The sequence below is a fragment of the Aulosira sp. FACHB-615 genome, from assembly GCF_014698045.1.
Classification (GTDB): Bacteria; Cyanobacteriota; Cyanobacteriia; order Cyanobacteriales; family Nostocaceae; genus Nostoc_B.
The window spans coordinates 1-13,485 of the sequence record NZ_JACJSE010000005.1; the positions used below are offsets into that span (position 1 = coordinate 1).

Below are 13,485 nucleotides of genomic sequence, written 5' to 3' on the forward strand. Positions count from 1 at the left end.
GCGCGGTGGAACCACACTGATACATCCCGAACTCAGAGGTGAAACGCTGCTGCGGCTACGATAGTTGGAGGGTCGCCTCCTGCCACAATTGCTCGGCGCCAGGTCTCTTTTTAGTCAAAAAAGCCCCCTTTCTTAAGAAAGGGGGCTTTTTTGTTTATGAATCTATAAGCTAAACGATCGCCATTTTCATAACTACACTTTAATAGGAGTCTCGGCTTTTTGTCGCAGTCCAGTTGCAATCATCCACTTGCCATTGGAAGGTGCTAGGGTAACGCCGCGACGTATTGGTTTAACGCTAGAGTCGTCTACTAATGCTAAATCTACATGGGATAGTACCGTTGCTAGTACCAGTTTCATTTCAAATAAGGCAAATGCCATACCTAAGCAACGACGATTACTTCCACCAAAAGGTAAATATTCATATAAAGAATATTGCCTTTCTAAAAATCTTTCTGGTTTGAACTGTTGTGGTTCTGCATACAAATCTGAACGGCGATGAGTTAAATAAATACAACCTACGAGTAATGTTCCTGGGTCAAATTGACGATTCATGATTTCTATAGGTTGTTTCACAATCCGGGGGATAGTAATCATCGCAATGGGATAAATCCGTAAAGTTTCTTGGCAAACTGCTGTTAGATAAGGTAGACGAGTAATTTCTTCTAAAGCTGCATTGTTTCCGAAACTATCTAACTCAGATAAAAGCTTTTCACGTATTTGTGGTTGGCGATGAATCCAGTACAATGCCCAAGTTAAGGCTGAGGCTGTGGTTTCATGACCAGCAACTAGCAGAGTCATCAACTCATCACGTAACTCTACATCGGTCATAGGTTCGCCGTTTTCATCTCGCGCTGACATCATTAAAGATAAAATGTCGTTCCCAGAAGATTCGGGATGATTTCTGCGTTCTTGAATCTCTGCATACAGTAGTTGGTCAATTTGTTCTCTTTGACGCAAAAAAATGCCCCAAGGACTCCATGAACCTAAATCTACTTGCATTATTGGCAAAAAAGATATTGTGGCACGTAAATTAGAACCACTTAAATCTAGTATGGAAGCCAAGAGTTTTTGTAATTGAGTATAACGTTCTCCTTCAGTTATTCCGAATACAGCTTGCAAAATCACTCTCAGAGAGATTTCTTGCATAGAATCGCGGACAGAAAATGCTTGGTCAAATTTCCATTGACTGATGACTTCTTTGGTAATGTCGGCGATGATATTACCGTAGGCTTTCATCCGATCGCCATGAAAAGGCGGCGTTAATAACTTACGCTGGCGTTGGTGAGATGTACCAGATAGTAATATTAAAGAATTTTCGCCCAACAAAGGCTGCAAAACTTGAGCAGAACCTCTAGAATCTAAATTACTGAGGTTTTCTGTAAATAATTGTTGAATTGCTTGTGGATGACTTAAAAACACCATTGGCTGTTTGTTGGTTAGCCATAATGTAAAACAGTCACCATGTACTTTGGCAGAATTTTCCATTAATTGCAATGGCTGATAAATCCATTGTAATAACTGCATGAATTTGGGGATTTTGGGACTGTCAGGGAGTTGCATCACTAATATTCCTGGTACTGCTATTTTCACTAACTTAAGAACGGTATTAATTACCGGACTATTTCTTCCTGAAATCTATCTATAGGTGATTTATTGCTAGAAATAATACAACTAAACTAGCAAGTTGATATGATTTTTTATACTAATTTCCATGTTTGATATTTATATTATCGACTTGTTTTTGATTGGACTAGTTTTACTGGTAGTTACATTAGCATCTGGTTGGATTACCCGCTTACCTTTATCTTTTGCACTTATCTACCTATTGGTTGGGATTTTTCTTGGCCCTTATGGTTTAGGTTTAATTCAATTACGTCGAGATGATGTATTCAACGCGGAATTACTAGAAAGGCTGACAGAATTTGTTGTGATTATTTCGGTGTTTAGTTGTGGATTAAAAATCATTAGTCCACTAAATTTGCGAGTTTGGGGAATTACATCTCGCCTGATTGGAATATTAATGCCAATTTCAATTTTTAGCTTGGCGGCTGTGGGCAAATTATTTTTAGGGATGAATTGGGGAGAAGCTATCTTACTAGGAGCTATTTTAGCACCTACTGACCCTGTATTAGCTTCAGAAGTACAACTTACTGATACTAATGATAGAGATGAGTTACGTTTTGGTTTAACTTCCGAAGGTGGTTTAAATGATGCCTTAGCTTTTCCCTTTGTTTATTTTGGTATTTATGCTTTAAAAGATGATAACTGGAACAATTGGTTTAAACAATGGATAGTGATAGATATATTTTGGGCGATCGCAGCAGCAATATTCATGGGGATTTTAGTTCCTAAAATTATAGTCTGGTTCGATCAACATATTCAAAAGCGTCGTTCGGCTGACAAATTAATGGAAGATTTTGTTGGCATTAGTATCATTTTGCTGACTTATTCTTTAACAGAATTTGTTAATGGCTATGGTTTTCTGGCAGTATTTGTTGCTGGCTTAGTAGTACAACGCAGTTATCACAATCCAGAAAAACCATTAGCTCAATTAGAATTTATCGAGCAATTAGAAAAGCTGTTAGAAGTTGGCACAATTTTATTATTAGGCTCAATTCTACTATTCAAGCCTATGGTTGATTATGCTTGGCAATCTTTAGTTGTAATTATTTTCTTGTTCTTCTTGATCCGACCTTTAGGTGCGTGGATCAGCACAATTAGTAAACATCCATTGAGTTCCCATCGCTATTATCTACATCCTGGAACTCGTTGGCTGTTTGGTTGGTTTGGAATTCGTGGAGTTGGTTCCCTCTATTATCTGGCTTATGCTTTTGGCAATGGTCTAAAGGGAGAAGTTGCTGAACAAATTGCCTGGATAACCTATACAACTATCGTGGTATCAGTAATTCTACATGGCATTAGTGCAACTCCTTTAATGAATTGGTATGAGGCTCATATTGCTAAACAGACAAAACCGCTACCTGCTTCTACCATTGATGAATTTGAGTAAAGAAGGACATCACATAGTTTGCTTGGTAAATTACATGGTTTCACTTGCTATGTGATAAATTTCTAGACAAGCAGACTGTGTAAACAATATCAAGATTTCGACGAAATGGTATAAGAAAAAGAAAGTATTTGCAAATTTTACTTACGCATAGTACTTTAGTACTATAACAAGAGACCCTAATCAAATAACCCCACAGCACCCGTGGGGTTTTTCCATTGAAGATATTAGGGATAGGTTACAGGGGACAGGTGATAGGGTTACAAGCTTTTATCCTGTTAATATGTCTTAATCTTGACCGCGAGAACTGATAACCTGTTCAGGGGAGTTGAAAAAGGTATGTTCAATTTTAATGCCTCGACTGTCCATGACTTGAGCAAATAAATCTGTTGGTAAGGCATTTTCTACAGGTAAAACTCCTGGTTTATTCAGTTTACCTTCAAGAATTAATTGAGCAACCGTACCTGTACCACAGCCAGTTGCTACCGTAGCATTATCGTGCAGCACAGTAGAAGTGTAAACACCTGTTGAACCATTTTTTTTGCCTGTAACTTCTGATTTGACTGCTACACCAATACCGCTAAAACGATTAGTAAAATCTGTCATTTTATGGCTGACATGAGATAAAAATTCAATCATGCCATGACGCTGCATTAACCACTGAGGAAAAATATGTGCTGCTATCCAGGTCAGATGATTATAGTAATCTGGAAATGAGCCAAACTTAGTAATTACATTTTTAACAGTAGGAAAGGCATAGGGCAATGTGAAAGTTTCTGGCATATCAAACCAGTAAACTCCATTACGTTGATAGCGAGGAAAGTTAATAATTTCTCTTTCACTATAAGGGTTGACTTGCTGCCATTTACCATCTATCCACGCTTCAAAAGGATGCTGCAAGCCTAAAAAAGTTGTTCGCATAACTGTGATACCAGCACCACCAGAACCTGCAACTAAATAATAGAGCTTGATTGTTTCTGCTTCATCAAATTGTTCTACTCCCTGACGCACCAAACTGTTAGACATACCAGGGAATATGCCTGTATTAATTACTGCTGTCACCCCAGCCGCAACAGCATCTTCGTGATAACTTAAAGCTTTGCTGGTAAAAGAACGGTGGTCACTCACATCTATATAGTTAACGCCTTGTTCAATACAAAGTTTCAGAACATTGGCATCGCGGTAGTGAAACGGGCCAGCACAGTGAATAACTAAATCAGAATTAGCGATCGCTTCTCGTAGTTTATCAACTTCTGCCAAGTCTAAAGCTAAATACTGCTGTCGTTGTGCCAAAGGCAAGCTTCCCTTCTCTGGAGTACGCCCAGTGATGGTAATTTTAGCTTGCGTATGGTTAGCAATGTCCTGCGCGACACTGCTACCAATTCGCCCCCTGCCTCCAAGAATTAAAACGCGGTCTGTCATTACTCCGGTATGGGTCACACTACTTGTATTTGACCAGTTTTTGGGAGTCTTTGCCATCGGTTACAAGTATGACTCGTCTACCAATATAGGAGGATAAATCCAGCACTGACGCACAAATATGTCTGTGAAAACTGGGTGTAAGGGCTTAGGGGTGTAATGGGGTGAGAGAAAAAAGGTGTGGGAGGTGTGGGAGGTGTGGGGAGTGTGGGGGGTGTGGGAGGTGTGGGGAGTGTGGGAGGTGTGGGGGGTGTGGGAGGTGTGGGGGGTGTGGGAGGTGTGGGAGGTGTGGGGGGTATGGAGGGTAATTTTTTGGATACTTAGCTAGAAATCCCACACAAAATTTCGTTCACCCAGTGTCATGAGTCATTGGTAACTTGTACTCACGAAAGAGGAAGGTTTTAATGAATAAATTTTGTTTAATATGTAAATCTAAATATAATTAATAAGTTTTTGTAATATATGAGATTCTATCAACCCCCATAATTTAAGATTTTCTTTAGATTGTGTCAGCACTGATTTGAGTTCATTTCAGCCAGGAGCGATGGTAATGAAGATGTGCGTTGTCAACTCCAAAATATTACGTCAGTTTTGGGCTGTGGTGGAACAAACCCAAAGCAGTACTCTTCTTGGGCTTAATGACAAAGACTTGGTTAAGTTGTTGTTAGGACAGATTGAAAGCAACAAAGTCCTGAATTACGAAGAAACTCTGAATTTGACAGATTACATTAATTCTAAGACTTTGTTGATACGTGATTTAGCACAGGCACGTTTAGCATCATAAATCAAAGACAAAAAGCCTATGTGATCTATCTTTATGTCTTTGTATAGGCTTTTTGCCCATTATTTCCAGAATTATCTGGGATTGATGTGCCGTCTTGGCCCCCAGCCTGGATTCACAATAGCAGCTAAGTCTTCTGGTGATAAATTATCAATCTCAGCCTCTAATTCTGCGACTGTGAAATCATAGCCACGTTCTTGAGCCATTTTGACAAATGCTTCAGGATTGGCTGTAGCTCTGAGTTTTTGTTGGAATGCTTGATCTGCTTTGACTGCCTTAAAAAATCTTGCAGCATTTTGTAGTGCCATAATAATTCATCTCCTACAGTAATCTATTTTGTTTCGTGAAATTATCTGTGTCAGTGGAGAGTAGAGGGTAGGCAAAAGTATTTTTCGGTTATACTTTTTTCCAGAAATCAAATATTAATCGTCAGTTGAGAATTTTCGCACTACTTTTAATGTGCATTATTTTTTGTTGAGATGTCTTGTACCGTAAGATAGAAAAATTAACGACATTTCAGTTTTTTCATACTACTTATGGCTGATTGCCTGATTACAAGCACCAAAACCCTGATACTCCTACACCGTTCGGCTGACGCTCACGGCGAATATTACTGCTGACTCAGACGCTCTAATTCCAAATCATTCCAAGATGCAGGATCTTCTACAGGCTCAAGGTGAGTAATAATGCTACTTCCTGGTAATGCTTGAATAATCTTCAATTCAATCTCTTCACATAAATCATGTCCTTGGCGTACTGTCCAAGTTCCTGGTACTAATACGTGAAAGGAAATAAAACGACGGGTTCCTGCTAACCGAGAGCGCATAGCATGAAACTGAATATTTTGATGTTCGTATTCACTAAATATCTGCCGGATAATTTCTTGTTCTTCTTTTGGTAAAGCCGTGTCTAGTAGCCCAGAAAAGGTTTCCCGCAGTAAATTAAATCCTGCCCAAATAATATTAACTGCTACCAATAGGGCAATGATGGGGTCAAGTACCAACCAACCTGTTACCTGCACCAGAACAATTCCGAGTATCACACCACCAGAAGTCCACACATCAGTTAGTAGGTGGTGAGCATCTGCTCGCAAGGTAATTGAACGTAAGCGTTTGCCGGCTTTGAGTAAGACAACAGCCACCACACCGTTGACTACTGTAGCTAATAATGACAACACTAGCCCTAAGCCCAGTTGAGTCAGTGGTTCGGGATGTTGCAAGCGTCCCCAAGCTTCTAGGGCAATGCTAATAGCTGCCACAACAATCAATGCACCTTCAGCACCACTCGAAAAATACTCAGCTTTAGAATGTCCAAAGGTATGTTCGGCATCGGCGGGTTTAGCTGCATAAGTCAACGCCCATAATGCTACTAGTGCCGCCAGCAAATTTACACATGATTCAATAGCATCAGAAAGTAGCCCCACTGAACCTGTTAATAAGTAAGCTCCAAACTTTAAACCAATAGTTACAACTGCGGCTGCAATTGATAAAAAAGCGTAGGTGCGGGCTGTTTGGCTACTCATTCAGACTACTTAACTGTGATTGCTAGGTAACTGTAACAAATTTAGCTGTTAGTTTTATCTATCTCCAGACTTTTAGGTTTTTTTAAGCACAGCCAAGGAAGTAGTTTGAGAAGTATTGGTTCACATTATTTTCCATACCAAAAAGTGAGATACTGTTGAAAAAATAATTTCACAGGATAGATGTAATATATGCGGCTTTTTGGTATGCCCGTAGACAAAGGCAGATGGTTGCTAATTCCTCTTGGTGCAATTGTTTTACTTTGTCTTGGCACTGTTTATTCGTGGAGTATTTTTAGAAAACCTCTCGAAAAATTACTGAATATTAATGCAACAGAAAGTTTGTTGCCATTTACGGTTTTGCTGATCATGTTTGCCATATTGATGCCCATTACTGGCTTTTACATTAACCGCTTCGGTTCTCGGACGATTACCTCAGTTGGTGGTGTAATTATGGGACTGGGTTATATTTTGTCGAGTCTGGATGGCAATTTACAATTATTAACTGTGACTTATGGTGCGATCGCTGGTGCGGGTGTCGGTATAGTTTATGGTGTACCGTTAGCTGTAATTGCTAAGTGGTTTCCTGATAAAAAAGGTATTGCAGTGGGTTTAACTGTGATTGGTTTTGGGTTATCACCGTTAATTACCGCACCTTTAGCAAAATCACTAATTGATGCTTATGGAGTGCGGCAAACTTTTGTGATTTTAGGTATAATTTTTACACTGATTATTTTAGCGATCGCCACTGTTTTAAAAACACCGCCTCCAGATTGGAAACCAGCCGATTGGAATCCCAATGTTGCAGTTTCGGGAAGTACAGCACTCACCAATTCTGAGACAATGTTGCAAACACCAGCATTTTACGGTTTGTGGCTGTGCTACACCATCGGTACATTTTCAGGATTGGCGGCCATTGGTATTTCTAGCCCTTTAGCTCAAGAAATCATTAAACTAGATGCAACCACAGCCGCAAGTACAGTTTCTTTATTTGCTGTGTTTAATGCTTTAGGAAGAATATTTTTTGGCTGGTTTACTGATCGTTTTAGCCCGAAGTTAGCAGCAATTGTTTCTTTTACTTTAGTATTAATTGCATCGCTGATGATGCTAAAAGCTGGACAAGGAACTGTCGCTACTTATTTAGTAGCATTTTCCCTATTTTATTTTTCCTTTGGTGGCTGGTTAGCGATCGCTCCTACTACCACCTTAATTTTGTTCTCATCCGCCGACTATGCCAAAAATTACGGTCTAGTTTTCACGGCTTACGGCGCAGGTGCATTAGGTGGAACTTTGTTAGCTGGCAGAATTCGAGATATTTTTGGCAGTTATACAATTTTCTTTTACCCAACGACAGCACTGGCAATTTTAGGAATTGTGTTAGCTGTGTTTATGCTCAAACGTAGCTTTTCTACTTCTACTAGCGTGGCAGGCTAAAGTAGCGCATTAGATTTGGCGGAAAAACCGTCGATAAACGCAGATAAAAAAGATTTGTAATCATAAATCTTTTTTATCTACGTTTATCTGCTGTTTTTGATCTAAACCTAATGCAATATTTTAGTCCGGTCGAATTAAAAATGATTAATATGTATGAAGCTTTTAGACACCAATTAACAATAAAATTTAATCAACGCCAGAATGCGATCGCACTTAGCACAGATGGAAATACTCTAGTAACAGGTGGAGCTGATGACCAAAAAATAAGTGTCTGGGATACCAACACAGGTAAATTAATTAGAACTTGGATGTTTGCACCTGATGAGCTTCTACATGGACTGTCAAACACAGTCGAATCTGTTGCTATATCCACAGATAATAAAATTTTAGTAAGTGGTGGTAGGTTAATTCAGATATGGAATTTAGAAACTGGAAATAAGATTCGCACTTTAAAAAGCAGAGGTGCTATTTGTAGCGTCATTAGTCCTGATATGACAAAACTAATAACTCATGGAAGTGGAAGAAGTCCCACAACTATTATCTGGGATTTGCATAAGGGTAGAAAAATTTATCAGCGCACTGGTCAATATGACTGTATTTTATCTTTTGTCATTAGTCCAGATAGTAAAATTTTTATTGGAGGAAATGGAACTACTAATAATGTAACTATTTGGAATTTGAATACAGGCAGTATAATAAAAGAAATGGAAAATAAAGGCGATATCCGAGTTCATAAACTTGCTATCAGTCCTAATGGTGAAACTTTAGCAGGAGGTGGTTACGATGGAATAAAAATTTGGGAAATTGCAACAGGAAAGCAAGTTCAAACAATAGATAAATTTAAGAATATACAATTTCATTCTCATCTTGATTTCATCAATAGTCTTGTGTTTAGTCCTGATGAAAATATGCTATTTAGTAGTGGTAGTGATGGCTCAATTCAGGTATGGAATGTGCAAACTGGTAAAAATATCTATACTTTTCCAAGTGAGCTAAGATTTAGCTCAATCGCACTTAGCTTTGACGGACAAACTTTAGTAGGTCATGCACAATCTAATAACACAGTTGAGGTTTGGAAGAATTCTACAGCTATAGCAACAATTTAGTTTTTAGTATATTTCTATCTTTGATTACAAACTAAATTCTGCTGCGTCATCTTCATCAATAGCTGAATTTTTACCAACGGCTGTAGGTTTGAATTGAGAACCATGAATTAATTCGCTGAATGTCATTTTTGGATTTTGATGTAAGATATTCAGTACACTAATAAAGTCGCGGATGATTTCGCTGGGTGTGAGTAAGGCTTCTGCACCTAAGCGGCTAACGATTTCTTGTAAGAATTCTTGTAAGTTGCGATCGCTCAACGTTTTATCATAGCCATAGTGGGTTACATGAATTTCTTTCAGGCGTTGTAGAAGCGTGAAAATTTCAGCCTCACTCAAGGGGTTTAACCGAATAACTGGCCCTAAAAATTCCTGAACATTCGCTTGGGTAGCAAAGCGACTTTCTTTGGTACGTCTGCGCCAAGCTTGGTCAGCAAATAGTCCCCGGTTTTGGTCTTCTAAAAATTTGGTTGTACCACCAATAAAAATCCCCAGATGTTCGGCTTTACATTGCATGGTATCGTTAAACATCGCCAGCAGTCTGTTATAGTTCTTCTCGCGGGTAACAGTAGTAGATATTTGATACAAATTTACCGCTTCATCTAACAAAATTAACAAACCTTTATAACCAATTTCAGCCACAAATTTAGCTAACAATTTAATGTAGTCGTACCAACTTTCATCATCAATAATTACCCGCACACCCAAAGCCGACCTAGCTTCAATTTTGGTGCTAAATTCACCCCGCAACCACCGCAAAGCCGCATTTTTTAAATTATCATCATCTAATCGATAACCACGCCAATAAGCAATAATCACATTGCCAAAATCAAAACCATGAACTAAGTCTTCAATATACTGCACAACTTCTCTGATTTTGGCTTCTACTTGGTCATCAAAACCTTCGTCGTTGGGACGCATATTAGTTTCTTTGGCAACTTCTTGTTGGATTTTATTAATCCAACCTTCTAAAATTGAAACTAAAGCACCGCCATCAGGACGGGTTTTGGTGGAAAGGTGACTCATTAATTCTCGATAAGTCGCCAAACCTTCATTATTACTTCCCGCGAGGCGGCGTTCATAAGATAAATCAGCATCAGCTACGACAAAGCCTTGTTCCATTGCACGGTTGCGAATCATTTGGAGGAGAAAGCTTTTACCGGAACCATAATTACCAATAATAAAGCGAAATGCGGCGACACCTTCGGCAATGTCATCTAGATTTTGTATCAGGCTTTTAAGTTCTTGTTCTCGACCAACTGCTATGTGTTCAACTCCTAGTCTTGGTACTACTCCCGCACCCAGGGAATTAATTAAAGCAGTGGAAACTTTCTTCGAGATTTTGAGCTTTGCCATGTACTTCACTAGATTTTAGATTTCGCGCAATAATAATTTTACGATAACAAGTAATTTAATTTGATGATGCTTGCCTGCTCATCAAGTCTTCGTACATAGCAATCATTTTGCGGACATTGTGCTGATGTTCTGGATACACTGAGGGAGTGTCTTCGCCTGGTTCGATGATTAATTCCCCAATGGTATCATTTGCTCGGTCGTTAATAGAATCAATCAAGAGATTAGGCATGGTAATATTAGCTTCGGCAATTTGTTTAATGCTTGCTTTGGGGTTATCTGCTTGTAATATTGCTTTTAATACTTCAATTTCATGACCTGGCAATTTTTCTAACAAATTAGTCCATTCTTCTGGTAAGTCTTCACTGGGATCTTCTGAAGGTGCAATTAAATCAGCAAACGGAAATAATTCGGGTTCATCTTCTAGGGAGAGATTTATTGGTATAGGTTCTAAATTGAGTGTTTCTGTTTGTTGCAGTAAGTCCCAAATTTGACTTTGTAATAAATCTCGTTCTCCTTGTAAGATTAAAATTTGACTATTTAACTGTTGGATGTCTGATTGTTTATCATTTATTTGCTGATGTAATTCAGTTAAGCTATTGGTGATGTTATTCTTTTCTGTAGTGATATCTGCCAATAATTTATTTTGCTGATGAACAACAGTTTCTAGCTCTTGAATTTCTACCCTGAGTTCATACATTTTTTCTTCTAGCTGCGGTTTGAGTCTACCTAGTAAGGTTAAGTTACTCTCAATTTCTTGCTTGTCTTGGCGTAGTTCATGAAGTTGAGTTTGTAACTGGGCAATTTCAGCATGAGAAACATTACTATGTAACTCTAAACGGCGTTTTTCGGCTGTGAGGTTAGCACAAATATTACTAAGTTCTGTATTAGTTTGCTCTAGAGTTTGAATGGTATTTTTAAGGTTATTCGTTTCAGCTTCTAATTGCTTTTTTTGTCCGGCAAAATTACTTAATTCTCGATGCAGACTATCTCTTTGATTGCGAGATTCGGCAATTTGATTTTGCAGTTTTTGGTTCTCAGCATATAACAAATTGTGATGTTCTTCAATTTGTTTGATTTCTCTGTAAATGCGATTTTTTAAAGATTCTTGCTCTTTAATGCGTTTGCGTAAGGTTGTTAACACCAGCATTTCATGATGTCTCCGGCGTTTATCAACAAATAATGCGGCAGTATATGTAGCCAGGACAGTAATTATGCCTGTTAGGAAAGCTTGACCAAAATTCCAATTCGGAACCAGACTAAGCCCAAAACTTACACTAAAGGCAACTACACCTAGAAGAAATCGATTACTGACCATTACTGCTTGCATATTGCTGGTGTGAATTCGTAATTAAGATTGGGGCTGAGGATCAGATTTATAAGGTAAGAATTCAGGAGTCAGAATTCAGAATGCAGAATGATTAATCAATATTGTTCTAGGTAGAGAGTCTAATAATTGAGAAGTATGAGTCATTATACTGTCTTCAATTCTGACTTGTGGATTCTGGATTCTGGATTCTTTCATTATTAGTTGTACCAAAGAGAGATAAATCTGCTTTTAAAAAGTCAATAAATTGTCGTGCTGTGCGTCCAGAACGGCCATTATGACGGGTTGCCCACTGTAATGCTTGATATTCTAAATCTTCTGGGCTGAGATTAATTTTGGCTTGTGTGGCTAAATGACGAATAATTGTTAAATAAGTATTTTGATTTGCTGGCTCAAAGGTTAATGTCAAACCAAAGCGATCGCTAAATGATAACTTCTCTTGCATCGTATCCCAAGCATGGATTTCTTCATTATCCTTGGGGGTGGGTCTATCAGCGAAATACTCTCGAATGAGGTGGCGGCGGTTGGAGGTAGCGTAGACAACTACATTTTGCGGTCGTGCTGTTAAGTTACCTTCTAAAACTACTTTAAGAGCTTTAAAAGCGTCGTCATCTTCCTCAAAGGAGAGGTCATCGACAAAAATGATAAATTTTTGTGGCAACCCGCGTAACTGTTCGACAATTTTTGGTAAATCATGTAAATCAGATTTGCCAACTTCTAGTAGACTTAGGTTGCGATCGCTATACTCATTCAACAAAGATTTGACTAAAGAAGATTTCCCCGAACCGCGACTACCATAAAGTAATACATGCAATGCTGTTTCACCCGCTAGTAAAAACTCTGTATTTTTCAGCAAAGCATCTCGCTGCCATTCGTAACCCACCAGTGTACTTAACTTAATGGGGTCAGGATAAGGAATACCAACAAACTGCCCATCTTGCCAACGCAAGGCGCGATACTCGGCAAATAAACCTACACCAAATTTTTGATAATAAGCGGCTAATTCTTCCACAGCATCAGCCCAATTTTCCCAATCTGGCAAATGCAGGGTTTGGTTGGTGGTAGGATTGTGTTCTTGATACCAAACTACAGGCGAAACTGGCAAATGAGTTACAGCTTGTACCCACTCGCTGAGAGATGCTGTGCTACATTCGTAAAGGCTTTGTAAGATGTGTAAATCATGTTGAGCGGCTGCAATTAAAGCCGGGGGTAATTCCCGAAAATCTTGTTGCTGCGCCATTCGGCTAAAGGGGTTTTCCGCCAGGAGTATTTGGGAAATTAAATGGTCTTCCCAATTTTGACGGCTTGCGGCTAAGGCGTGGAAGTAATTGCCATAGGCTTGCAGACAACTCCTGCCATCGGCATCAGTGTAACGTATTGCTTGCAACAGTTCCAGAAAGGCGATCGCGGCTTCGCTTTGGAGGACAGATTGATAAAGTAAAAGAGATGCTGCTTGACGCTGGAGGAATTGCACCTGGACATAGGACGAAGTACTTGCCGTTGGCATTGCGGGAATATCCATCAATCAACTAGGTGAAATAG

At 39.0% G+C, this 13,485-nt stretch carries 12 protein-coding genes; 5 read left to right on the forward strand and 7 right to left on the reverse strand.

Features of this window, described 5'->3' with window-relative positions:
- Positions 1 to 192: 192 nt before the first annotated feature.
- Positions 193 to 1,560: a cytochrome P450 gene (locus H6G77_RS09690; RefSeq protein WP_190595313.1), complete on the reverse strand. Its 1,368-nt coding sequence runs from the start codon at positions 1,558 to 1,560 to the stop codon at positions 193 to 195.
- A gap of 151 nt (positions 1,561 to 1,711) precedes the next feature.
- Between H6G77_RS09690 and H6G77_RS09695 the strand changes: the two genes are divergently transcribed.
- Positions 1,712 to 3,010 (forward strand): sodium:proton antiporter, encoded by a 1,299-nt coding sequence (locus H6G77_RS09695; RefSeq protein ID WP_190595314.1) that lies wholly within the window; start codon positions 1,712 to 1,714, stop codon positions 3,008 to 3,010.
- Positions 3,011 to 3,295: 285 nt separating this feature from the next.
- Here the strand turns inward: H6G77_RS09695 and H6G77_RS09700 are convergent, their stop codons facing one another.
- Positions 3,296 to 4,429, reverse strand: a complete 1,134-nt coding sequence (locus tag H6G77_RS09700; protein ID WP_190595315.1) for a saccharopine dehydrogenase family protein — start codon at positions 4,427 to 4,429, stop codon at positions 3,296 to 3,298.
- A 177-nt stretch (positions 4,430 to 4,606) separates the two neighbouring features.
- On the opposite strand from H6G77_RS09700, the gene H6G77_RS09705 reads away from it, so the two are divergent.
- Complete coding sequence (locus H6G77_RS09705) at positions 4,607 to 4,750, forward strand: hypothetical protein (protein ID WP_190871454.1); 144 nt, start codon at positions 4,607 to 4,609, stop codon at positions 4,748 to 4,750.
- Between the two features lie 226 nt (positions 4,751 to 4,976).
- Positions 4,977 to 5,210 (forward strand): hypothetical protein, encoded by a 234-nt coding sequence (locus tag H6G77_RS09710; protein ID WP_190592882.1) that lies wholly within the window; start codon positions 4,977 to 4,979, stop codon positions 5,208 to 5,210.
- 71 nt (positions 5,211 to 5,281) lie between these two features.
- Here H6G77_RS09710 and H6G77_RS09715 read toward each other — a convergent pair whose 3' ends face one another.
- Complete coding sequence (locus H6G77_RS09715; RefSeq protein ID WP_190592881.1) at positions 5,282 to 5,515, reverse strand: Nif11-like leader peptide family natural product precursor; 234 nt, start codon at positions 5,513 to 5,515, stop codon at positions 5,282 to 5,284.
- A gap of 302 nt (positions 5,516 to 5,817) precedes the next feature.
- Positions 5,818 to 6,729 (reverse strand): cation diffusion facilitator family transporter, encoded by a 912-nt coding sequence (locus H6G77_RS09720; RefSeq protein ID WP_190871455.1) that lies wholly within the window; start codon positions 6,727 to 6,729, stop codon positions 5,818 to 5,820.
- A 204-nt stretch (positions 6,730 to 6,933) separates the two neighbouring features.
- On the opposite strand from H6G77_RS09720, the gene H6G77_RS09725 reads away from it, so the two are divergent.
- Both H6G77_RS09725 and H6G77_RS09730 read left to right on the forward strand, forming a co-directional pair.
- Positions 6,934 to 8,160: an OFA family MFS transporter gene (locus H6G77_RS09725; protein ID WP_242049180.1), complete on the forward strand. Its 1,227-nt coding sequence runs from the start codon at positions 6,934 to 6,936 to the stop codon at positions 8,158 to 8,160.
- A 149-nt stretch (positions 8,161 to 8,309) separates the two neighbouring features.
- Positions 8,310 to 9,266: a WD40 repeat domain-containing protein gene (locus tag H6G77_RS09730; RefSeq protein ID WP_190871457.1), complete on the forward strand. Its 957-nt coding sequence runs from the start codon at positions 8,310 to 8,312 to the stop codon at positions 9,264 to 9,266.
- Between the two features lie 24 nt (positions 9,267 to 9,290).
- Here H6G77_RS09730 and H6G77_RS09735 read toward each other — a convergent pair whose 3' ends face one another.
- The 3 genes from H6G77_RS09735 to H6G77_RS09745 form a co-directional block, all read right to left on the reverse strand.
- On the reverse strand, positions 9,291 to 10,619 hold the full coding sequence (locus tag H6G77_RS09735; protein WP_190871458.1) for an ATP-binding protein: 1,329 nt from the start codon (positions 10,617 to 10,619) through the stop codon (positions 9,291 to 9,293).
- A gap of 55 nt (positions 10,620 to 10,674) precedes the next feature.
- On the reverse strand, positions 10,675 to 11,946 hold the full coding sequence (locus tag H6G77_RS09740; RefSeq protein WP_190592876.1) for a tellurite resistance TerB C-terminal domain-containing protein: 1,272 nt from the start codon (positions 11,944 to 11,946) through the stop codon (positions 10,675 to 10,677).
- Between the two features lie 154 nt (positions 11,947 to 12,100).
- The gene (locus H6G77_RS09745; RefSeq protein ID WP_190871459.1) at positions 12,101 to 13,465 is read right to left on the reverse strand and encodes an ATP-binding protein; all 1,365 of its coding nucleotides are present in this window, start codon (positions 13,463 to 13,465) and stop codon (positions 12,101 to 12,103) included.
- Positions 13,466 to 13,485 lie beyond the last annotated feature (20 nt).

Bases quoted from the DNA above. Each gene is read 5' to 3' on its own strand.
- H6G77_RS09690 (WP_190595313.1), bottom strand. From the start codon at position 1,560: ATGCAACTCCCTGACAGTCCCAAAATCCCCAAATTCATGCAGTTATTA.
- H6G77_RS09695 (WP_190595314.1), top strand. From the start codon at position 1,712: ATGTTTGATATTTATATTATCGACTTGTTTTTGATTGGACTAGTTTTA.
- H6G77_RS09700 (WP_190595315.1), bottom strand. From the start codon at position 4,429: ATGACAGACCGCGTTTTAATTCTTGGAGGCAGGGGGCGAATTGGTAGC.
- H6G77_RS09710 (WP_190592882.1), top strand. From the start codon at position 4,977: ATGAAGATGTGCGTTGTCAACTCCAAAATATTACGTCAGTTTTGGGCT.
- H6G77_RS09715 (WP_190592881.1), bottom strand. From the start codon at position 5,515: ATGGCACTACAAAATGCTGCAAGATTTTTTAAGGCAGTCAAAGCAGAT.
- H6G77_RS09720 (WP_190871455.1), bottom strand. From the start codon at position 6,729: ATGAGTAGCCAAACAGCCCGCACCTACGCTTTTTTATCAATTGCAGCC.
- H6G77_RS09725 (WP_242049180.1), top strand. From the start codon at position 6,934: ATGCCCGTAGACAAAGGCAGATGGTTGCTAATTCCTCTTGGTGCAATT.
- H6G77_RS09730 (WP_190871457.1), top strand. From the start codon at position 8,310: ATGTATGAAGCTTTTAGACACCAATTAACAATAAAATTTAATCAACGC.
- H6G77_RS09735 (WP_190871458.1), bottom strand. From the start codon at position 10,619: ATGGCAAAGCTCAAAATCTCGAAGAAAGTTTCCACTGCTTTAATTAAT.
- H6G77_RS09740 (WP_190592876.1), bottom strand. From the start codon at position 11,946: ATGCAAGCAGTAATGGTCAGTAATCGATTTCTTCTAGGTGTAGTTGCC.
- H6G77_RS09745 (WP_190871459.1), bottom strand. From the start codon at position 13,465: ATGGATATTCCCGCAATGCCAACGGCAAGTACTTCGTCCTATGTCCAG.